Source organism: Hymenobacter ruber, assembly GCF_054783255.1.
Map to the genome: position 1 here is coordinate 809139 of NZ_BAAGQX010000002.1, position 21611 is coordinate 830749.

The following is a 21611-nucleotide window of genomic DNA, read 5'->3' on the forward strand; positions in this document are numbered from 1 at the left end:
CGCAGCAATTCACTATTCCATCGTGATTTCGAGTGCCAGACCACGCAATTCGTGGAGCAACACGTTGAACGACTCGGGGATGTTCGGCTTGGGCAGAACGTCGCCTTTTACAATGGCTTCGTACGCCTTGGCGCGGCCCACCACGTCATCCGATTTCACGGTCAGGATTTCCTGCAGCACGTTGGAAGCACCGAAGGCCTCCAGTGCCCACACTTCCATCTCGCCGAAGCGCTGGCCACCGAACTGCGCCTTACCACCCAGCGGCTGCTGCGTGATGAGCGAGTACGGCCCGATGGAACGAGCGTGCATCTTGTCGTCAACCAAGTGACCCAGTTTGAGCATGTAAATCACGCCCACTGTCACCGGCTGGTCGAAACGGTCACCGCTCAGACCATCGTGCAGGTAAGCACGACCCCAGTCCGGCAGACCAGCTTCGGTCAATTCACGAGCCACTTCTTCCTCGGTAGCACCGTCGAAAATTGGAGTCGAGTAAGTACGACCCATTTTCAGACCAGCCCAGCCAAGTACCGTCTCGTAAATCTGACCGATGTTCATCCGGCTTGGTACACCCAGCGGGTTCAGCACGATGTCCATCGGCGTGCCGTCGGGTAGGAAAGGCATGTCCTCATCGCGCACGATGCGGGCTACCACACCCTTGTTACCGTGGCGGCCGGCCATTTTATCACCCACCTTCAGCTTGCGCTTCTTGGCGATGTAAACTTTGGCCAGTTGCACGATGCCGGCAGGCAGTTCGTCACCCACTTCCAGGGTGAAGCGCTGACGCTTGAATTTCGCGGTGATGGTGTTGCGGCGCTTGGCGTAGTTACGCACCAGTTCCAGCACCAAGCCATTCACGCGGGCATCAGCCGTCCAGCCTTCCAGAATCAGGTCCTTAAACAGGTTTACTTCTTCCGGAACGGCGTAGTTGCTTTCGTCCTTGTAGGGGTTCTTCTCGGGGAACATGCCCTCATTGATGTTCTTGCGGTTGAACTTCACGCCCTTGGCAATCATCTCCTCGCCGAAGCGGTGTTTGATGCCCTGCGACGTTTTGCCTTCCAGCAATTGCACCAGCTTGTCAATCATGATGGCTTTCACGCCACGCAGTTCCTGCGCGTAGGTCGCCTTCAAATCTTCCACTTCCTTCTTCGACTTGGCCCGGAGGTTTTTGTCTTTCTTAGGACGCGAAAACAGCTTGGTGCCAATCACAACACCCTGCAAGGAGGGCGGCGCTTTAAGCGAAGCATCCTTCACATCACCGGCCTTGTCGCCGAAGATGGCGCGGAGCAGCTTCTCTTCCGGAGTCGGGTCCGTCTCGCCCTTCGGCGTGATTTTACCAATCAGGATGTCGCCTTCCTTCACCTCGGCGCCGAGGCGGATGATGCCGTTATCGTCGAGGTTGCGCACGGCTTCTTCGCTCACGTTCGGAATCTCCGAGGTCAGCTCTTCTTCGCCGCGCTTGGTCTCGCGCACTTCCAGTTCAAACTCCTCAATGTGAATCGAGGTGAAGATGTCGTCGCGAACCACGCGTTCCGAGATGACGATGGCATCCTCGAAGTTGTAACCCTGCCAAGGCATAAAGGCTACTTGCATGTTGCGGCCCAAGGCGAGTTCGCCCTGGTTGGTACCGTAGCCTTCGCAAAGCGCCTGGCCCTTGGTTACCCGCTCACCGCGCTTCACGAGTGGCGTCAGGTTGAGGCAGGTGTCCTGGTTGGTGCGACGGAACTTGATGAGGTCGTAAGTAACCCGCTCGGCATCGAAGCTCACCATGATGTCGTCCTCCGAGAGGTCGTACTTCACAACAATCTTGTTAGCGTCCACGAAGTCAATCACGCCTTCGCCTTCGGCCATAATCAGCGTGCGCGAGTCGGTCGCAATGCGGCCTTCCAGACCCGTACCCACAATCGGAGCCTCGGGACGGAGCAACGGCACCGCCTGACGTTGCATGTTCGAGCCCATGAGCGCACGGTTGGCGTCATCGTGCTCCAGGAACGGAATCAGCGATGCAGCTACCGATACAATCTGGTTCGGGGCCACATCCATGTAGGAGTACTCCTCGGGGCTAACCACCGGGAAGTCACCTTCGAAACGGCCTTTCACCAGCTCCTGGGTCAGGTTGCCGCCCTCATCCAGCAGGGAGTTGGCCTGCGCGATGTGGTGGGTATCCTCTTCTTCAGCAGTCAGGAATTTCACGTTGGCGCTCATGTCCACCTTGCCGCCTTTCACGTCGCGGTAAGGCGTTTCGATGAAGCCCATGGCATTCACGCGAGCGTGCACGCACAGCGACGAAATCAGACCGATGTTCGGGCCTTCCGGCGTTTCGATGGTGCAAAGACGGCCGTAGTGCGTGTAGTGAACGTCACGTACCTCAAAGCCAGCGCGCTCCCGCGACAGGCCTCCCGGCCCGAGCGCCGATACGCGACGCTTGTGCGTCACTTCAGCCAGCGGGTTGGTTTGGTCCATAAACTGCGACAGCTGGTTCGTACCGAAGAACGAGTTGATAACGCTCGAAAGAGTACGAGCATTAATCAGGTCCACCGGCTTGAAGTCCTCGTTGTCACGCACGTTCATGCGCTCCTTGATGGTACGCGCCATCCGGGCCAGGCCCACGCCGAACTGGGCGTAAAGCTGCTCGCCCACGGTACGAACCCGACGGTTGCTCAAGTGGTCAATGTCATCGACAATGGCCTTCGAGTTGCTCAGACCAATCAGGTACTTCACGATGAGCACGATGTCCTCATTGGTCAGCACCCGCGACTCCTGGTCCATGCCAATCTGGAGCTTCTTGTTAATCCGGTAGCGGCCCACTTCCCCGAGGTCGTAGCGCTTGTCCGAGAAAAACAGCTTCTGGATGATGTCACGGGCAGTTTCTTCGTCAGGAGCCTCCGTGTTCCGGAGCTGGCGGTAAATCTGCTCCACAGCTTCCTTCTCCGAGTTGGAGTTGTCCTTCTGCAGCGTGTTGTAAATGATTGCAAAATCCGCAATGTTCACATTCTCGCGGTGCAGAATCACCGACTTGGCGCCGGCCTCCAGAATCACGTCGATATCCGCTTCCTCAATCGTCGCATCGCGCTCCAGCAACACTTCGTTGCGGTCAATCGATACTACTTCGCCGGTGTCCTCGTCCACGAAGTCTTCCGTCCAGGTGCGGAGCACCCGGGCAGCCAACTTGCGACCAACGGCTTTCTTGAGGTTTTTCTTATCGGACTTCACTTCCTCCGACAGCCCAAACAGGTCGAGAATGTCCTTATCAGTGCCGTAGCCGATGGCGCGAAGCAGCGTCGTCACCGGGAATTTCTTCTTCCGGTCGATGTACGCGTACATCACGTTGTTCACGTCCGTGGCAAACTCAATCCACGAACCTTTGAACGGAATAATCCGGGCCGAATACAGCTTGGTACCGTTCGTGTGCTTGCTCTGGGCGAAGAACACGCCCGGCGAGCGGTGCAGTTGCGATACGATAACGCGCTCGGCGCCGTTGATAACGAACGAGCCCTTCACGGTCATGTACGGAATGTTCCCAAGGAACACCTCCTGCTCAATCGTCTCGAAGTCCTCGTTGTCCTTATCATTGCAAATCAAACGCAGCTTGGCTTTCAGCGGAACCGAATAAGTCAAACCACGGTCGATGCACTCGTCAACCGAATATTTCGGCGGGTCGACGTGGTAATCGATAAAGTTGAGCACGAAGTTTTCGCGCGAGTCCGAAATCGGGAAGTTCTCGGCGAACACTTTGAACAATCCTTCGTTAGAACGACGCTCAGCAGCGGTTTCCAACTGAAAGAATTCCTGGAACGAGCGCACTTGCACGTCTAGGAAGTCCGGGTACTCGATAACCTTCTTAATCTTGGCGAAATTGATTCGCTCGGCGGCCGTTTTCTTCAGGGCGGCCGTCTTTGCTTTCGGTGTAGCCAATGCGATGGGGATTAAAAGATGGACACAGAAGCGTAATAAAGGAGGCCGGGGTGGCGGCCCGTCAGCGGTGCGGTGCACTCCCTAACCACCTCTGCAACAAGATGGTTAGCTGACATAGCAAAAGCGCGAACCGGGTAGCTCGCGCGGTTGACACGCTACAAACAGGAAAAGACCTGGCTAAGTTGCCAGGTCTAATCCTTATTCGAAGCGGGTCCGGAGATGCTTCAGGAGCAGAAACTACTTAACTTCTACTTCAGCACCGGCTTCCTCGAGCTGCTTCTTCAGCGACTCAGCCTCGTCTTTGGTAACGCCTTCTTTCAGGGGCTTGGGAGCACCGTCAACCAGTTCTTTGGCTTCTTTCAGGCCCAGACCGGTCAGGTCTTTCACCAGTTTCACCACAGCCAGTTTCTGGCCGCCGGCAGCCTTCAGGATAACGTCGAACGACGTCTTCTCCTCGGGAGCCTCTTCAGCAGCAGCGCCACCGCCGCCAGCCATCATTACGGGAGCAGCAGCAGCAGGCTCGATGCCGTACTCGTCCTTCAGGATGCCTGCCAATTCGTTTACTTCTTTCACCGTCAGGTTTACGAGCTGCTCAGCGAATGCTTTCAAATCTGCCATTTCTGTAGATTGTTAAAAAAAGTGTTGTTGAAAATTTGATTGGAGTGCGAAAAAGCAGCGGGCTACGCGGCTTCTTTTTCGCTGAGGGTTTTGAGGATGCCGGCCAGTTTGTTGCCGCCGCTCGACAGAGCAGAGATAACATTTTTGGCGGGCGACTGGAGCAGACCGATGAGTTCACCGAGCAGTTCCTGCTTGCCTTTGATAGTGGTCAGGCCTTCGAGCTGGTTCGAGCCGATGTAGATGCTGGCATCAACATAAGCACCTTTCAGCACGGGCTTGGGCTCAACACCGCGGGGGTAAGCTTGGGCTTTGTAGAAGTCACGCAGCATTTTGGCAGGAGCCGAACCGCTCTCCGTGGAGAACAGTACGCCCGACTGGCCTTTCAGCGCGGCATCCATTTCCGACGTGTCGTGGCCGAGCGTGTCCAGCGCCTTACGGATGAAGGTGTTTTTGTACACCTTGTATTCCAGGCCGCGGTTGAACGCCAGACGACGGAAATCGTTGATTTTCGCTACCGACATCACCGAAGCATCGACGATGTAGAACGAGTTGTGCGATTGCATTTTTCCGCTCAACTCATCCACGAGGGCTTGTTTTTCTTCCCGAGTCATGTTTGGTTGGTTTAATTAGCTAGCGGAATTTACTTGGCTGTCAACCGGAACGGCGGGCGACATCGTGCTCGAGAGCGTGATGCTCTTGATGTAGGTACCTTTCGACGACGAAGGCTTCAGGCGACCCAACGTCTGGATTACCTCCAGGGCGTTTTCGGCCAGCATTTTCGGGTCGAACGATACTTTACCAACCGAGCAGTGAATGATACCGGTTTTGTCAACTTTGAAGTCGATTTTACCAGCTTTCACTTCCTGCACCGCCTTGGCTACGTCGGTCGTTACAGTGCCCGACTTCGGGTTCGGCATCAGACCACGGGGACCGAGCACGCGGCCCAGGCGACCCACTTTGGCCATAACAGCCGGCATGGTGATGATTACGTCGATGTCAGTCCAGCCTTTCTCGATTTTCGAGATATAGTCGTCCAGACCCACGAAGTCGGCACCGGCGGCCAGGGCTTCGGCCTCCTTGTCAGGAGTCACGAGCGCCAGAACGCGAACGGTTTTGCCGGTGCCGTGGGGCAGGGTGGCCACGCCACGAACCATCTGGTCCGCTTTGCGGGGGTCCACGCCGAGGCGAACGTCAATATCTACTGAAGCGTCAAACTTGGTGTAGGTAATGTCCTTCACCACGATTGCGGCTTCCACGAGGCTGCGCACTTGCGTCAGGTCGTGTTTGGCAAGGGCTTCCTTGCGCTTTTTGCTTACTTGTGCCATCTGTTCTTTTCTCCGTTTAATTATTCAGCAAAAGGAGAATCGCCCTTGATGGTAATGCCCATGCTGCGAGCCGTGCCGGCTACCTGCTTCATGGCAGCTTCCACTTGGAAAGCGTTCAAGTCGGGCATTTTCGTTTCGGCAATGGTGCGCACTTGGTCCCATGTCACGGAGCCCACTTTGTTACGGTTCGGCTCTTTCGAACCGCTCTGCAACTTGGCAGCTTCCATGAGCAGCACCGGAGCCGGTGCCGTCTTCACCACGAAGTCGAACGACTTGTCGGTGTACATGGTGATGAGTACAGGACAAACTTGGCCGGCTTTATCTTGGGTGCGCGCATTGAACTGCTTGCAAAACTCCATGATGTTCAAGCCTTTGCTACCAAGTGCAGGTCCTACCGGCGGCGAAGGGTTCGCGGCGCCTCCCTTTATCTGCAGACGCAGATAACCTCTGATTTCTTTGGCCATTTGATTGGTTTGGCTGTGGCTCCTGCGTCGTAACTCGCGCTTGCCTCAGTTTAGTAAACTCCTGTTTGGAAGCCCCGCCGACCCGGAGCAATTAGCCGGCGTGGTATAACCGATGAGGTTAAACCTCTTTTTCTACTTGGGTGTAGCTGAGCTCTACCGGCTGCGAACGGCCGAAGATTTTCACGACTACGTTCAGCTTTTTACGCTCTTCAAACACCTCATCCACATTACCGGAGAAGCCGTTGAAGGGGCCGTCCACCACTTTCACGAGTTCGCCCACTACGTAGGGCTTGTCGAGGGTAGCGTCGGCTTGCTGCTCGGCTTCATCCACGATGCCGAGGATGCGGTTGACTTCGGAAATGTGCAGGGGAACGGGTTTGTTGTTCGTTGCGTCTTTCTTGTCTTTGTCGCCGAGGAAACCAATCACGCCGGGCGTGCTGGTGATGATGTGGTCCACCTCACCGTGGCCGAGGTCGGCATGGATGATGATGTAACCGGGGTAGAGGTTCCGCTCGCGGACGCGCTTCTTGCCGTTGCGCATCTCAAACACCTTCTCTACCGGAATCAGTACCTGCGGAACAAGCTCGGTCAGGTTGTGCCGACCGAGCTCCGTTTCGAGATAATTCTTGGCTTTTTTCTCCTGGCCGCTCACGGAGCGCACCACGTACCATTTCAATTCGCCCATCTTGATTGCTGACTAGCGAAACGAGTTGTAAAACGCTTTAAGTACCGACTCAAAGCTGACATCCATGACGCCCACGACGATGGCAAACACGAGCGAACCAATCAGCACCAGGCCGGCGCTTTTTTGCAGTTCCGTCGTTGAGGGCCACGTTACGTTGTAGCGCATCTCTTCGATGGTGGTGCGGAAATAATTGCTCAGTTTGTCCATTGTGATGGGAAAAACAGCGTTGCCGCTGAAATAACATGGAGCGGACCAACTGGCCCAAATTGCACGAGTGGAGAGATTCGAACTCCCATCAAAGGTTTTGGAGACCTCTATTCTACCCTTGAACTACACTCGTGTAAAGACACATCCCGGTAACGCATTTCGCTAAAGGGAGTGCAAAGGTAAGAGAAACAGAAGAGAAAACAAATACTTGCTTCTGTTTCAGCGTAAAAAAGCCGCTCCCGAAGAGTCGAGAGCGGCTTTTTTTACTGTTAAGCCGGAGCTTAGTCGAGAACTTCGGTTACCTGACCGGCACCTACCGTACGGCCACCCTCACGGATAGCGAAACGCAGGCCTTTCTCCATTGCCACTTTGCTGATGAGCTCCACGGTGATGGTGATGTTGTCGCCGGGCATTACCATTTCAACACCTTCTGGGAGGGTGATGATGCCGGTAACGTCGGTGGTACGCAGGTAGAACTGCGGACGGTAGTTGTTGAAGAACGGCGTGTGACGGCCACCTTCCTCTTTCGAGAGAACGTACACCTCAGCCTTGAACTTCTGGTGAGGAGTTACCGAACCGGGCTTGCAGATAACCATACCACGACGGATGGCTTCTTTTTCAATACCGCGGAGCAGCAGACCTACGTTGTCACCAGCTTCGCCACGGTCGAGGATTTTGCGGAACATTTCCACACCCGTAACCGTCGACTTCAGGCCGGCAGCAGCGCCCATGCCCAGGATGTCAACTTGCTCACCCGAGTTGATGATGCCGCGCTCAATACGACCGGTAGCAACAGTGCCACGGCCGGTAATCGAGAACACGTCCTCAACAGGCATCAGGAAGGGCAGGTCGGTCAGACGAGCGGGAATCGGAATGAACGAGTCAACCGCGTCCATCAGCTCGTTGATTTTGGGAACCCAGTTGGCATCGCCGTTTAGGCCGCCGAGGGCCGAACCCTGGATAACCGGAATGTTGTCGCCGTCGAAGTCGTAGAACGAGAGGAGTTCACGGATTTCCATTTCCACCAGCTCGAGGAGCTCGGGGTCATCCACCATATCCACTTTGTTCATGAACACCACCAGCTGGGGAACACCTACCTGACGGGCGAGCAGGATGTGCTCACGGGTCTGGGGCATCGGGCCGTCGGTAGCAGCTACCACGAGGATAGCGCCGTCCATTTGAGCAGCACCCGTTACCATGTTCTTCACGTAGTCAGCGTGACCGGGGCAGTCAACGTGAGCATAGTGACGGTTGGCAGTCGAGTACTCTACGTGAGCAGTGTTGATGGTGATACCACGCTCTTTTTCTTCGGGAGCATTGTCAATCGAAGAGAAGTCACGCTTTTCGGCCAGGCCCTGGTTTGCCAGCACCATGGTGATAGCAGCGGTCAGGGTGGTCTTGCCGTGGTCGACGTGGCCGATGGTACCGATGTTTACGTGCGGCTTGGACCGGTCGAAATTTTCTTTAGCCATTGTAAAGAGTAAAAAAAGAGGTGGTGAAGTGAATTTGAAGGTAAAAATCGGAACCTACACGAAGAAAGCGAGACTCAGCCCCTACTGTAATAGAAAACTGTGCGTCGCTTGCCTGAGAGAACCGAGCCGGTGGCCGGAATAATTCCGGCCACTGGACTTGTGTAATAATCTGAGCCATTTATGGGATTTGAACCCATGACCTCTTCCTTACCAAGGAAGTGCTCTACCACTGAGCTAAAACGGCTTATTCTGAAAACGTGAGCGGGAGACGAGGTTCGAACCCGCGACCTGCAGCTTGGAAGGCTGCCGCTCTACCAACTGAGCTACTCCCGCAGATGGCATCATGTAAAAAAGTGGGGGTAACAGGACTCGAACCTATGAACCCGAAGGAGGTGAGTTACAGTCACCCGCAATTGCCGCTATGCGATACCCCCAGTTTTGATGCTTCCCGGCCGATTGCTGAGAGGCGTAATCCCTTCCGTTTCGCTACTACCAAAGTAGTTGTGTTTCGTAAGGAGTCGCAAAATTAGAGGTTTTTTGACACAAGGCAAGGGATAGAGTAAAAAAAGGTTGTTCTTTTTTTACTCTATTTGCGGAAGTCGCTTTTACATAAGGTTATAAAATGCTTTGAGACGGTCATCGGTTTCTTTCTCACGGATGTTCTGGAGCGTGGCTTTGAGGCTGGGCATGGATGGAAGCAGTAGCGCAAGGCTTTTGTAGGCTCCCAAGCGAATTTCGTAGCGCGGAGCGTTACGGGCATAATCTTCGAGGATTTTGATGCCTTTGTCGCGCTCGACGGGCGGGATGTGGGTCATAAGCGTGCCGAAGGATTGGAAGTAGGCGTAGAGGTCGCCTTCGGTCACGTCGGGCAGGCGGCGCAGGAACCACGGGTATTGGTCAAGGCCGCCGTTGAGGGCGTAATAGCCGGCGATGGCCACAAGGAGCGGGCTACTCGTAGTGTTTTCGATGGCCGTGACCTGCTGGCGGGTGGTGGGCTCGGGCTTTTTGGCGAGGACTTCGAGGGCGGCGGCAGCTACCAGCGCGGAGCTGTCACCAATGGCTTTACCGTAAATGGGACCGTAGTTGCCGTCGGGGAAGGTGGCGAGGGTGGTGATGGCTTGGGCGCGGACGCGGGACACGGGGTCGGAGGCGAGGCGCTGGATATCCTTGCGCATGCCTTCGGGCTCGGGGCCACGGTAGCGGCGGAGGTGGTCGAGGGCGAGGCGGCGCACGTTCCAGAACTTGTCGTTGAGGGCGTTACGGAGCATGCTGCTCACACTCATCTGGTCGGTTTTATTCTGGAGCAGGTCCAGCACTTCGGATTTCTGCTGGTAGCTCTGGGCGTGGTAAAACTGGAAGACCAACTCATCGGTGGTGCGCTCTTCGTCGAACTGAGCCAGAAGCTGGCTTTCGCTGTCGAATTTGACGAGGTTGGGTTTCTGGTTAGCGGGCAGCTGGAAGGTCTGGTCGGCTTTGGTGATGGTGATATGGTGCTCGGTGGGCTGGTTGCTGCCGGTCCAGACGGCGACAGTGACGGGCAGGCGGTAGACGGGCTGAAAGAGGGTGTCCTGGGTTTGTTGAACACGTAGCGTTACCTGGCCGTTGGTGTAGCTGTGGGTGATGCGCAACTCGGGGTGGCCGCGCTTGAGGAACCACTGGTTGAAAAACCACATCAGGTCTTCGCCGGTGGTTTCTTCGAACGCGACGCGCAGCTTGGAGATTTCGACGGCAGAGAGCTTGTTCTGGGTGAGGTAACGGTTGAGGGAAGCGAAAAAGGCGTCGTCGCCCACGTATTTGCGCAGCATGTGGAGCACACGGCCGCCTTTGTCGTAGGAATGGCGGTCGAGCATGTCCTCGCGGTTCTGGTAGCGGTAGCGGATGAGGGGCTCGCGCTTGCTTTGGGCTTCTTCGAGGTAGTTGTTGATTTTGATTTCCTGCACGAGGCCGGCTTCGTCGGCCCCGTACTTGTATTCGGCCCAGAGGTATTCGGAATAGTCGGCGAACGACTCATTCAGGGGCAGGTTGGCCCAGCTTTCGCAGGTCACGTAGTCGCCGAACCAGTGGTGGAATAGCTCGTGGGCCACTACAAATTCAGATGTTTGGAAATTGGCATCGAGCAATTCGCGCTTGCTGGCCTGCACGAAGCTACCGAAGGTGGACGCGGTGGTGTTTTCCATGGCCCCGCTTACGTAGTCGCGCACGGCTACCTGGGCGTATTTTTCCCAAGGATATTCCACCCCCAGCTTTTTGGAGAAGAAATCCAGCATCTGGGGGGTGTGGCCGAAGACGGCGCGGGCGGTGCCGGCGTATTTGGGCTCCACGTAATAGTCGACGGGCTTGCCATGCCAGGAGTCGCTTACCACGGCGAAATCGCCGACTACCATCGTGGCCAAGTAGGGCGCGTGGGGCTCGCTGAGCTTCCAGGTATCGGTGCGGGTGCCGTCGGGGTTGGCGTGGGAGGAGGTGAGCAGGCCGTTGGAAAGCGTTTTGAACTGCTTTTCCACCGTCATGCTGATTTCCTGGGTCATCCGCTGGTTGGGCTTGTCGATGGTGGGAAACCAGCAGGAACTGGACTCCGTCTCGCCCTGGGTCCAGATTTGACGGGGCTTGTTCTTCTCCGTGCCTAGCGGGTTGATGAAATAGAGGCCTTTGTCGTTGGTGATGGCAGCGGACCCGCCTTGCGGCAGTTCGTTGGGCTTGGCTACGTACACGATGCGCACCTGGTAGGGCGTGCTGCGCGGGTACGGGTGGTCGAGGGCAATGACGAGCTTGCGGCGGTTGTAATTGTAGGTGAGGCTCTTCGTTTTTTTATCGCTGACCAACTCTACTTTCTGCACGTCGAAACCTTTGGCATCGAGTACTAATTCAGTCTGAGGGTAGAAATGCGAGCGCAACGTGAGCAGGGCCGTACCCAGCAGGTGCTGCTTCTTGTAGTCGAACCGGACATCGAGCTTGGTGTCGGTTACTTCGGTGAGAATGGTAGCAGCGGGCTGGATTGGAGCCTCGGAAGGCAACCAGGACGGTACCACAAGACCAGCCGGTGCCGGCACAGCGGCCGGCGCGGGTGCGACTTTTTTATGAACGGGGGCTTTGCTGGGCAGTTTGCCCGAGCCGGACGTGCCTCTTTGTGCAACAGCCAGAAACTGTACGAATAACAATAGGCTGGTAAGGCCCGGAACCAGATACTTCATGCCAACAGCAACAGGCGAAAAACGCCTCAATTTCTGAATTAATTTGAGATTTGGGCTACCTTTAACCCCGCTTTCCTCCCACCCCATCCACTTTCGATGTTCCAAATCAGCACCGCCCCCGACCAAGTTTGGGAAGTAGACTATCGCGCCACCGACGCTATCACGCTCAATGGCCAGCCATTGGCCTGGGACGTAGTGGATTTGGGCGAAGGTCGGTTTCATGTGCTTTACGAAGGTCGCTCCTACAATGCGGAAGTTGTAGAAATTGACCCCGCTACCAAAAACATTGTGCTGAAGCTGAACGGCCAGCGCGTGGCTCTGGCGGCCAAAGACCGGTTCGACCTGCTGCTGGAGCGCCTGGGCATGAGCAATGCTGCCGCCACCAAAGTAAACGAACTGAAAGCTCCCATGCCCGGCCTCATCGTAGACATCCGGGTGGCGCCCGGCCAGACTGTGCAAAAGGGCGACCCGCTGCTGGTATTAGAGGCCATGAAAATGGAGAATATTCTGAAAGCGCCCGCCGATGGCACGGTGGGCAGCGTGAAAGTGACCCTGCGCGACAACGTGCAGAAAGGCCAGGTGCTGGTGCAGTTTGCCTAGCGCCCGTCGCTGCTAATATTAGCTTGAACCTCAATCTTCTCGACTTGAAATACAATCGCATCCTTCTCAAGCTCAGCGGCGAAGCGCTGATGGGCCAGCAACAGTACGGTATCGATGCCGAGCGGCTGATGCAGTACGCCTCCGAAATTAAAACCGTAGCCGCCACGGGTGTGCAGGTGGCCGTCGTGATTGGCGGCGGCAACATCTACCGCGGTGTGGAAGCCGAAGCCTTTGGCCTCGACCGCGTGCAGGGCGACTACATGGGCATGCTGGCTACGGTCATCAACTCCATGGCCCTGCAAAGCGCCCTAGAGAAGCTGGAAGTAAGCACGCGCCTGCTCTCCGGCCTCACCATTCAGCGGGTATGCGAGCCGTACATCCGGCGGCGCGCGGTACGGCACCTAGAGAAGGGCCGTGTGGTCATTTTTGGGGCCGGCATTGGCTCGCCTTATTTTACCACCGACTCGGCAGCGTCGCTGCGGGCCATTGAGATTGAGGCCGACGTGGTGCTGAAAGGCACCCGCGTGGACGGCATTTATACGGCCGACCCGGAGAAGGACCCCACGGCCACGCGCTACCCCGAAATCACGTTTGACGAGGTGCTGAGCAAGAACCTGAACGTGATGGACATGACGGCCTTCACGCTCTGCAAGGAAAATAACCTGCCCATCATTGTGTTCGATATGAATACGCAGGGCAACTTGCAGCGCCTGCTGAACGGCGAAGCCATGGGTACGCTGGTGCACGACGGCGGAACCGGTCCCGGCCGTGACGGCCGCAAGCCGCTCCTCGACCCCACGCAAAGCCTGCTCCAACCGCTGGTGGGCAAGCTGCCGGAACAAGCCTAAGAAATTTTGAATGTTGAGTTTTGAGGGTTGAAGGAGGATTTCAGCCCCAGCTCAACGTCATTCAACATTCAACCCTCAAAATTCAACCCTTCTAAAAAGATGGACGAAGAAATTCAGTTTTACCTTGATGAGCTCGCCGAGTCGATGAGCAAAGCGCTGGCGCACGTAAACGTAGAAATGAGCCGCATCCGGGCCGGCAAGGCCTCGCCGGCCATGCTCGACGGCGTTCGGGTGGATTACTACGGTACGCCTACCCCTATTGCGCAGATTGCCAATATCTCGACGCCGGATGCTCGCTCGCTGTTCATCAAGCCCTGGGAGAAAAACATGATTAGCGAAGTAACCAAGGCCATCCGGAACAGTGACCTGGGCCTGAGCCCGGTTTCGGATGCGGAAGGCGTGCGGCTCAACATCCCGGCCATGACGGAAGAGCGTCGCCGCGACCTGGTGAAGCAGGCTAAAAACGAATCGGAAGCCGGCAAGGTGCGGGTACGCGGCATCCGCAAGGATGTGAACGAGTCGCTGCGCAAGCTGTTGAAGGAAGGTGCTTCGGAAGATGCCGTGAAGAGCGCCGAAGAAAAAGTGCAGAAAACGACGGATTCGTACATTGCCGAGGTTGAGAAAGTACTCAGCAAGAAAGAATCGGAGATTATGACCATCTGATTTGGTCGGTTTGAAAACAAAAAAGCCCGGCGAATTATCGTCGGGCTTTTTTGTGGCGTGTATTTCCAGCAGTGTTTCGCGGAGCCGCTCTACTTTGCTAACTCGGCTTCGACAGCAGCGGGCACGAGGTAGCGGATGCTTTGGCCAGCGCGTAGGCTTTCGCGGATGTAGGTGGCGGAAATATCGAGCAGCGGCGCAGCCATCACCTGCACGCGGGGAAAAGGCGTTAAATCGGGGCTAGGCGAGCCGGGCCGGGGATACACGTAGATATCGACTTCGGCCAGCAGACGGGCTGATTCGTGCCAGCGCGGGAGGCCGGGGAGGTTGTCGCTGCCCATCAGGAGCACGAAATCGTGCGTGGGGTGGCGCTGGCGCAGCGCATCGAGCGTAGCGATGGTGTAGCTGGGGCGCGGCAGGCCAAATTCAATGTCCTCGGCGCGCAGGCGCGGGTTGCCGGCAATGGCGAGCTGCACGAGGTGCAGGCGCTGAGTGTCGGGTAGCAGGTCGGCGGCGGCTTTGAAGGGATTGTGGGGCGTGACTACGAGCCACACTTCGGCCAAATCGGTGCGCGTGGCAAAATGCTCGGCCAGAATGAGGTGGCCGACGTGCACGGGATTGAACGAGCCGAATAGCAGGCCTATCCGGCGGCTGCTCATACGATGGCCGGCTCGCCGCTGATGAACTGGCGCACCAGCTTTTCGGCGTGGTCGGTGGCTTCGTCGAGGTTGTCATTGACGACGGTGACGTCGAAACGATTCTCGAAGCCGAGCTCGAAATTGGCCTTGTAAATCCGCGAAGAAATGCTGGATTGCGAGTCGGTGGCGCGGGCCTGCAGGCGTTGCTCCAGCACTTCGATAGACGGCGGACGGACGAAAATTGCCAGCGCCCGGTCCTTGTAGAACTCCTTGATGCTGAGGCCACCCTTCACGTCGACATCGAGAATGGCGTGCTTGCCATTGTCCCAGATGCGTTCGATTTCGGACTTCAGCGTGCCGTAGAAGGCACCCTCGTACACTTCCTCCCACTCCACGAACTCGTCGTTGCGGATTTTGTCCTGAAAGTCCTGAACGGAGATGAAATGGTAGTCCTTGCCGTTCACTTCGGCCCGGCCGCGACGGTCGCGGGTGCAGGCGGAAATGGAAAAGCTAAGCTCGGGCAACCGGTCCATGAGGCGGTGCACGATGGTGGTTTTGCCAGCGCCCGAAGGGGCCGAAAACACAATGATTTTGCCTTGCATCACGCAAAGCTACCGGTATTAGGCCATTTGCGCACCTACACGGGCCAAAATGGCATCGTGGAGGGTAGCCGGAATGGGCTGCCGGGCAACGCGCTGGTTCAAAAAACCGATGAACACGCGCTGCTTTTCGATGTCGTCGAAGCAGGGCGAGCAGTCCGTGGCGTGGTCGTAGAGGTAATCTTCGTCCTCGACGGTCAGGTGCTGGCCTTCGATGAGTTGGTCTAGTACAGTATTCACTCGTTCGCAGTCGGGGCCATTAGCCAAAATGGGAGCCGACGTATTGGTTTCTTTAGTAGCAGATTGGTTCATAATTGAAAACGCAGGAAAGGGGTGAGAAGCAATAAAGTAGGTGGCCGAGAATAATGCGTCCCTGATGAAGACGTTAATTATTCTCGGCCTCGGTTAGTTCCGTGTCGTCGTCTATTGCGTCATTGCCATAGCCCATCGACTGGGCATATTTCTCCAGCTTGTCCTTGAGGAAATTGCGGGCCCGGTGCAGGCGTGAGCGCACCGTACCAATCGGAATATCAAGCACTTTAGCCATTTCCTCATAGGTAAATCCTTCGAGGTCGCAGAGGATGATGACGGTACGAAAATCGACCGGCAAAGAATTTAGCGCGCTGGCTACTTCGTCGCCGATGAGGTCGCGGGCCGACTGCTGGCGCATATCGGACGAGGAAGCGCCGATTTCGCCCTCGGCTTCCACGTCGTCGGGGTTGTAGTAGCCCTCAATTTCGCTGTAGTCGACCTTGGCGGGCTGCTTACTTTTCTTGCGGAAGTCGTTGATAAACGAATTCTTAAGAATACGAAACAGCCAGGCTTTGGCATTGGTACCGGGCTCAAAGTACTCGAAGAAGCGGTACGCTTTGAGGTAGGTTTCCTGCACCAAGTCGTTGGCATCATCCTCGTCGAGGGTGAGGCGGTAGGCAAAATTGTAGAGCGGGTCGAGCACGGGCATCAGCTCGGCCTGAAAACGCCGGTCTTTTTCCTCTTTGCTCAGTTTGACCCGTTCGGGGGAATCGCTCATACAGGTGGGCGGGGGAAATTGCAGGCCGAAACCTACGAAGGAATAGGGGATTATGACAACAGAACCAGTATATGCTGCTACTCGAAAATGAGGGTGGCCGAGTTGCTTCATACCAAAACCGCCCGCTGTGCAATGCTATTGGCAGCTACGCAAAAGCCAAAAATAGCAAAGCGCAACGTGCGGCGCATTGCCCGATGTACGGATTGCAGCGTCTGCTAGGTTGCGCTGCGGCACATAAGCCGCAAACTAACTAGACGAATCGGCCATTGTTCGCTGCCAGATGGTATTTATTGTTCGACCGGCAACGGCGGCCAGGCGGCCACCCGTGCCACCACCGCGGCCGCCTCAATGGCACGGATGCAGGTGCAGGCGGCGGGCTGCTGCCGACAGTCGTCGCAATTGGGCTTGTCGAAAACCATGAATTCGGCGTGTTTGCCCAGCGGGGCCCAGCGGCCGGGGTGCATGGGCCGGATGGGCGGGTACAGGCCCAGCGCGTGGCGGCCCAGCGCGGCGGCCAGGTGCAGCGGGCCGGTGCTGCCGGCCACGAGGCCATCGGCGGCGGCGATGAAGGCGATGAATTGCGGCAGGCTGAGCTGGCCGGTGAGGTCGGCGGTGAGGAAGGCGGCGTTTCCCTGCAGCCAGGTGGCCAGCTCCTCCCCTTCTGCGGCCGTGCCAGTGATGAAAACGCGGTGGCCGGCGCGGTGCAGCAGGCGGGCGAGTTGAGCAAAATTATCGAGGCCCCACTCGCGGGCGCTGCCCCGGCTGCGCGGGTGCAGGATGACGTTGAGCTGGCCGGGCTGGCGCTGCCGGAGGAGTTGCTGAAACTGCGGAGCAAGCGGCTCGGTGGCATGCAGGCGTACCAAATGCGCTATTTCGGCTAATGAAGGCTCGGAAGTGTCGCCCAGCGGCTGGAGTAGCTTGGGGTTCAGTTGGGCTTCGTGCAGGGGCGAGTGGCGGCGGCTAAGGGCCACCAGCCGGTTGCAGGTGAGCCAGTGCTGCCAGCGGTTGCGGGTGCCGATGCGCAGGGGGATTTTGGCCTTTTGGGCGAGACGGGCGAGGGTTTTGTTGGGGAAGACGTGGATGATGGCGGCGGCCTCGTAGGCACGCAGGGCTTCTACCTGGGCGGTTTCGGGCTCTTTCAGCAACTCATCCAGGTTCAGGAAATCATCAATCCACGGGCAGGCGGCGGCCACGGGTGCAGTGTACGTCCGGCCGATGAGCACCACCCGACAACCGGGAAACAACTGCTTGAGCCGCCCGCACACCGGCAGGGTCAGCACCACGTCGCCGATGGCATCGGTGCGGGAGACGAGGAAGGTGAAGGGTTTTGCCGGGCTCATGCGTGGGCTTGTTCGGTGCGGGTTTTCAGCTTGGCGAATTTCAGGAATACGCCCCAGGCCGATATGCCGGCAATGCACAGGCCGGCGAAACCATCTAGAAAGCCGAGGCGGAAGAAGTAGCCGTGCACAAATTTCCAGAGCGGCTTGAGCAGCAGGTGGAACAGGTTGACGCGGGTGCGGCCGCGCAGGGCTAGCTCCTGAGCGGTGATGCTGGTGAATTTGTTGAGCTGGCTGACGTGCTGCGCGATGCTGTGGTAGCTGTAGTGCAGGGCGTCACCGGTGAGCGGGCCGGTAGTCTGGCCGGGGTCTACTTCGAATTTTTCGTGCAGAAGCAGGCCGGTCCAGCGGCCCAGGCGGCGGTCGTAGAGGCGCAATTTGCGGTCGGGGTACCAGCCGCCGTGGCGTACCCAGTGGCCGCAGTAGTTGGTGAGGCGGGCCAGGGAGTAGGCCGCGTGCTGCCAGTTTTGCTTGGCCTGATGGATGGACTGGCGCAATTCCTCGGTCAGGACTTCGTCGGCATCGAGCTGCAGGACGTGGTCGAATTCCGCTTGGCTGGTGGCGTAGTTTTTCTGCTCCACGTAGCCAGCGAAGGCGTGCTGCAGGACGCGCGCGCCGTGCTGGCGGCAAATTTCCACGGTGTCATCGGTGGAGAAGGAATCGACGACCAGCACGTCGTCGGCTACGTCGCCCAGGGCCTGGAGGCAGCGGGCAATGTTGGCCGCTTCGTTGAAGGTGATGATGACGACGGAGAGGGAGACGGGCATGGGCGGGCAAATATCTGGCGTTTTTACTGACCGGGGCTTCGGCCGCCTGCGCAATATTTTCGTATCGCAACCCGCCGGGCGTGCGTAACTTGCGCCCGAATTCGTTTCTCAACACATGAAAAAAACGCTCCTCCCCGGCCTGCTGGCCGCTGCTCTGCTGTCGCTCACGCTGCCTTCGTGCGGCCCGTCTGCCACCGAGGGCGACGATGACATCGCCACCACCGCCCTGCCCCCACTGCCCGCCGCTCCCGATACCACCAAGGGTGCCAAGCAGCCCGAGCAGTTCCGCGAGCTGAACTCGGTGAACGCCACGGAGGACATCAAAAAGATGCAGCCGCAGATGTAGACCACGGATTCGCTCGGATTTTCGCGGATTACACGGATTCTGTGGACGCGCTAATCAGGCTTATTTATTGGTTTTTCTGCTTTTGGTTTGTTGGGCCGTTACTGCTGAGGCGGTGACGGCCCAATTTCTTTTGTTTCTGATTCAATCATCATGGAAAACAACATTGTGCTGCGCCGGGGAGTGGAAGCTGATTTGCCGCAGGTGCTGGGCCTGATTCAGGAGCTGGCCGAGTACGAGAAAGCGCCGGAGGCCGTGACCAACACGCTGGCCGCCATGCAGCGCGATGGGTTTGGGCCGGCTCCGATTTTCGGCTTTTTTGTGCTGGAAAATGAGGCGGCAGAAATTATTGGGCTGGCGTTGTTCTATACTGCCTATTCGACCTGGAAGGGCCGAATGCTGTACCTCGAAGACTTGGTGGTGACGGAGGCGGCGCGGCGCGGCGGCCTGGGCCGGCTGCTGTTTGATGCCGTGGTGGCCGAAGCCCGCGCCACCGGGGCCGTGCGCCTGAAATGGCAGGTGCTGAACTGGAACGAGCCGGCCATCGGCTTCTACAAAAAGCTGGGCGCTACCATCGAAGACGAATGGCTGAACGGCAACCTGGACGAAAGCCAACTGGGACGCTACGAGGTGGCGCCGGTAGCTACGGCCGTGGCCGCACCGGTCACGGGGCGTAGCTTGTAGCTTTCGGAGCCGCAACAGAAAACAAACCCCGCCGAGCTTGTCTCTGGCGGGGTTTTGTCGTTTTAGCAAGTCCGGCTTTACTTCCAATAGACTGGCTCTACAACCGGGTAAACTTCTGATTGCCCGTGTGCCCCTGTGCATCCTGCCAGCGCAATACGTAAAGGCCGGGGCGCGTATCGGGCAGGCTCAGGGTGAGCACGTTCAGGCCGGTGGGCACGCTTTGGGCAGTGGCCAGGATGCGACGGCCCAGCGCATCGAATACCCAGAAAATCACCGTACCATCGACCGAGGCGGGGAACTGGAGACGCAGCTGGGGCGTGGTGACCGGGTTGGGGAAAATGCTAACACTCGCACTTTCCGAGCTGAGGACTACGGGAGCGGCGTTGTCGAGCGAGCCGTCGGGGCGTTGGAGGCGGAGGCGGTAGTAGTGCAAGCCGCCGGGCGGTTGGGCATCCACGTACTGGTACTGGCTGGCGGGCGGACGCGGGGCCACAATGGCAATCTGCTCCCACGCGGTGGTATCGCCGCTCAGGCTGCGCTCCACCACGAAACGGCTCAGGAAGCACTCGTCGCGGGTGGTCCAGGCCAGGGTGGCTCCGGTGCCGGCGGCGTACTGGGCGCTCAGACCGGTGAGGGGAGCAGGCAGCAGGGCCGGGCCGCTGCAGCCCAGGTTGCGAAAGCTGCGCACCCGCAGCACCTGCCGCCCGCCGGCTACTTCGCTGAGCGGATTCAGTACGCGGGTGGTCTGGCCCACGCTTAGGGCATAGTGCATCACGGCACGGGGCAGGTTGAGGTGACTAAGCTGCTGAGCGTGGCCCAGCTCGTGCACGGCTACCGACTCGAAATCAATCTGGTTGATGCCGGCCGGGAGCGGTCCAAACTGAAAAGGCGAAGCGTCGTCGAACTGCATGTCGATTTCCTTCACCCAAAACACCACCTCTCCATTCGACGCATAGCAGCCTTTGTAGTAGCTGGTGGTGCGGCCCAATACGCGGGCAGGCAATTCGGCCCCTTGGTCGAAGGCGACGACGTTCTGGCCATCGTCGGCAATGGTGTTGGTGGCGTTGGGGGTGCCCGCGTCCCAGTTCATGCCCGTTTGGCAGCGCCAGGTGGCCAGCGCCCGCTGCCAGGCGGCAGCCGGCGAGGCCGTGAAATTGGGGCCGAAGTGAAAGGTGATGCCGCCGGCATTATTCAAGGCAATGTGGTTGGGGCGCTGGAGCAGCTTGCCGTCGGTACTTTCCACGGTGGTGAGGGCGTACACGACGGTAACGGATGTGCTGCTTTCCACATTCAGCTGGTCGGAAGTGGTGACGCGCACGGGGCCAGAGCCGGCCGGGTGGCCGCTGCTCACCGGGCTGCCGCCGCTGGCCGTGGAAGGCACCCGCACCTGGATTTGGTTATTGGTCCAGCTGAGGTAATCGTCGTCGCGGACCTTCACGCGGGTTGAGCCGCCGTCGTCGGCGTTCCGAAACTCGACAAAACCGCTGCCCCGGGTGCTGCCAAAGCCGTCGCCGGTGATGGTGAGCACGGCCCCGGTGCCCGCTGTAAGGCTAAGGGGCGAAAACGCGGCAATGGTGGGGGCCGCCGTGCCGCGGCGCACGGGCGTGGCGGCCTTAGCCAGCGCCGGGTTGGCTTGCAATATCTGGCGCGACTGCCCTGTGAGGGCCGTTATTTCCTGATAAAAACCTGAATCCAGCGCTTTGTAAACGTGGAATGGCTCAGTGGCCGTGCCCTCGGCGGGATTGAACTGGATGAAGCCCTGCTCGCTGCCCACAGGGGTATAGGCCGCCTGCCTAGCTACGGCTAGCCCCGGCCACGTGGCGGCTTTCAGGAAGAAAATCCCCTGCTGGCCGGGCGTGAGCTGTAGGGTGTTGGTAAGAATTTGCTGGTCGAGGCCCAGCCGGCCGCCTTCGGTGAGGACGGTGAGACCGGTGGTGTCGGCCACCTGGCCTTTCAGCAGCGAAAATACCCGCAAGCGGTGCCGGGTGAAAAGGTGCCGGTGGCCGGCATCCCAGAAGCTGCGGGCATCGAGCACCTGCGCTTCAACCACCAGACGGGACTGCTGGGCGCGGCTGGCGGGCTCCAGGGGCAGCATCAGGCAGCGCGTTTCGGCGGGCGCGGGGGCCTGGGCCAGCGCCGGGCCGGCCGTCATGGCTAAAAGCCCCAACAGGCTCACCCACTGGCGGCCTCTAATACGATTAACCAGTAACGAAAGCGACATAAGCAAGACC

General features: G+C 58.1%; 21 protein-coding genes and 4 tRNA genes. 5 read left to right on the plus strand and 20 right to left on the minus strand.

Features of this window, described 5'->3' with window-relative positions; translation table 11 throughout:
* Positions 1-12 precede the first annotated feature (12 nt).
* From rpoB to ACYVM5_RS04210, 13 genes are all read right to left on the minus strand, one after another.
* The gene (gene rpoB / locus ACYVM5_RS04150) at positions 13-3882 is read right to left on the minus strand and encodes a DNA-directed RNA polymerase subunit beta (protein WP_460617437.1); all 3870 of its coding nucleotides are present in this window, start codon (positions 3880-3882) and stop codon (positions 13-15) included.
* A gap of 267 nt (positions 3883-4149) precedes the next feature.
* Positions 4150-4530 carry a 50S ribosomal protein L7/L12 gene (rplL, locus tag ACYVM5_RS04155; protein ID WP_241937049.1) on the minus strand — a complete coding sequence of 127 codons (381 nt, stop codon included), beginning with the start codon at positions 4528-4530 and terminating at the stop codon, positions 4150-4152.
* Positions 4531-4592: 62 nt separating this feature from the next.
* The gene (gene rplJ / locus ACYVM5_RS04160; RefSeq protein ID WP_201985336.1) at positions 4593-5141 is read right to left on the minus strand and encodes a 50S ribosomal protein L10; all 549 of its coding nucleotides are present in this window, start codon (positions 5139-5141) and stop codon (positions 4593-4595) included.
* 15 nt (positions 5142-5156) lie between these two features.
* Positions 5157-5855 (minus strand): 50S ribosomal protein L1, encoded by a 699-nt coding sequence (gene rplA, locus ACYVM5_RS04165; protein ID WP_201985338.1) that lies wholly within the window; start codon positions 5853-5855, stop codon positions 5157-5159.
* A 20-nt stretch (positions 5856-5875) separates the two neighbouring features.
* A complete protein-coding gene (gene rplK / locus ACYVM5_RS04170) occupies positions 5876-6319 on the minus strand; it encodes a 50S ribosomal protein L11 (protein WP_198067444.1) in 444 nt (147 codons plus the stop codon).
* A 118-nt stretch (positions 6320-6437) separates the two neighbouring features.
* A complete protein-coding gene (gene nusG, locus ACYVM5_RS04175) occupies positions 6438-7004 on the minus strand; it encodes a transcription termination/antitermination protein NusG (protein WP_196290995.1) in 567 nt (188 codons plus the stop codon).
* Between the two features lie 12 nt (positions 7005-7016).
* Entirely contained in the window at positions 7017-7211 is a 195-nt protein-coding gene (gene secE, locus ACYVM5_RS04180) for a preprotein translocase subunit SecE (protein WP_201985341.1), read from the minus strand.
* Positions 7212-7273: 62 nt separating this feature from the next.
* A tRNA-Trp gene (locus ACYVM5_RS04185) sits at positions 7274-7344 on the minus strand.
* 148 nt (positions 7345-7492) lie between these two features.
* Positions 7493-8683, minus strand: coding sequence for an elongation factor Tu (gene tuf, locus ACYVM5_RS04190; protein WP_460616890.1), 1191 nt, complete (start codon positions 8681-8683; stop codon positions 7493-7495).
* Between the two features lie 172 nt (positions 8684-8855).
* Positions 8856-8927 (minus strand) — tRNA-Thr (locus tag ACYVM5_RS04195).
* Between the two features lie 16 nt (positions 8928-8943).
* Positions 8944-9016, minus strand: a tRNA-Gly gene (locus ACYVM5_RS04200).
* 21 nt (positions 9017-9037) lie between these two features.
* Positions 9038-9117 (minus strand) — tRNA-Tyr (locus ACYVM5_RS04205).
* A 171-nt stretch (positions 9118-9288) separates the two neighbouring features.
* Entirely contained in the window at positions 9289-11874 is a 2586-nt protein-coding gene (locus ACYVM5_RS04210; protein WP_460616891.1) for a M1 family aminopeptidase, read from the minus strand.
* Positions 11875-11970: 96 nt separating this feature from the next.
* Here ACYVM5_RS04210 and ACYVM5_RS04215 point away from each other — a divergent pair, with 96 nt between their 5' ends.
* From ACYVM5_RS04215 to frr, 3 genes are all read left to right on the plus strand, one after another.
* Entirely contained in the window at positions 11971-12474 is a 504-nt protein-coding gene (locus ACYVM5_RS04215) for an acyl-CoA carboxylase biotin carboxyl carrier protein subunit (protein ID WP_460616892.1), read from the plus strand.
* Positions 12475-12518: 44 nt separating this feature from the next.
* Positions 12519-13322, plus strand: a complete 804-nt coding sequence (pyrH, locus tag ACYVM5_RS04220) for a UMP kinase (RefSeq protein ID WP_198067439.1) — start codon at positions 12519-12521, stop codon at positions 13320-13322.
* Between the two features lie 99 nt (positions 13323-13421).
* Entirely contained in the window at positions 13422-13985 is a 564-nt protein-coding gene (frr, locus tag ACYVM5_RS04225; RefSeq protein ID WP_198067438.1) for a ribosome recycling factor, read from the plus strand.
* 89 nt (positions 13986-14074) lie between these two features.
* Here frr and nadD read toward each other — a convergent pair whose 3' ends face one another.
* The 6 genes from nadD to ACYVM5_RS04255 form a co-directional block, all read right to left on the minus strand.
* Positions 14075-14641, minus strand: a complete 567-nt coding sequence (gene nadD / locus ACYVM5_RS04230) for a nicotinate-nicotinamide nucleotide adenylyltransferase (protein WP_460616893.1) — start codon at positions 14639-14641, stop codon at positions 14075-14077.
* Entirely contained in the window at positions 14638-15222 is a 585-nt protein-coding gene (gene gmk / locus ACYVM5_RS04235) for a guanylate kinase (protein ID WP_460616894.1), read from the minus strand. The genes nadD and gmk overlap by 4 nt, the downstream gene beginning before the upstream one ends.
* 18 nt (positions 15223-15240) lie before the next feature.
* A complete protein-coding gene (locus ACYVM5_RS04240) occupies positions 15241-15531 on the minus strand; it encodes a hypothetical protein (protein WP_460616895.1) in 291 nt (96 codons plus the stop codon).
* 73 nt (positions 15532-15604) lie between these two features.
* Complete coding sequence (locus ACYVM5_RS04245; protein WP_342297556.1) at positions 15605-16249, minus strand: sigma-70 family RNA polymerase sigma factor; 645 nt, start codon at positions 16247-16249, stop codon at positions 15605-15607.
* Between the two features lie 287 nt (positions 16250-16536).
* Positions 16537-17589 carry a glycosyltransferase family 9 protein gene (locus ACYVM5_RS04250; protein ID WP_460616896.1) on the minus strand — a complete coding sequence of 351 codons (1053 nt, stop codon included), beginning with the start codon at positions 17587-17589 and terminating at the stop codon, positions 16537-16539.
* On the minus strand, positions 17586-18353 hold the full coding sequence (locus ACYVM5_RS04255) for a glycosyltransferase family 2 protein (protein ID WP_460616897.1): 768 nt from the start codon (positions 18351-18353) through the stop codon (positions 17586-17588). Before ACYVM5_RS04255 ends, ACYVM5_RS04250 begins: the two co-directional genes overlap by 4 nt.
* Positions 18354-18468: 115 nt before the next feature.
* Here ACYVM5_RS04255 and ACYVM5_RS04260 point away from each other — a divergent pair, with 115 nt between their 5' ends.
* Positions 18469-18699, plus strand: a complete 231-nt coding sequence (locus ACYVM5_RS04260) for a hypothetical protein (RefSeq protein WP_198067431.1) — start codon at positions 18469-18471, stop codon at positions 18697-18699.
* A gap of 150 nt (positions 18700-18849) precedes the next feature.
* The gene (locus ACYVM5_RS04265; protein ID WP_460616898.1) at positions 18850-19380 is read left to right on the plus strand and encodes a GNAT family N-acetyltransferase; all 531 of its coding nucleotides are present in this window, start codon (positions 18850-18852) and stop codon (positions 19378-19380) included.
* Between the two features lie 97 nt (positions 19381-19477).
* Here the strand turns inward: ACYVM5_RS04265 and ACYVM5_RS04270 are convergent, their stop codons facing one another.
* Entirely contained in the window at positions 19478-21601 is a 2124-nt protein-coding gene (locus ACYVM5_RS04270; protein WP_460616899.1) for an IPT/TIG domain-containing protein, read from the minus strand.
* Positions 21602-21611 lie beyond the last annotated feature (10 nt).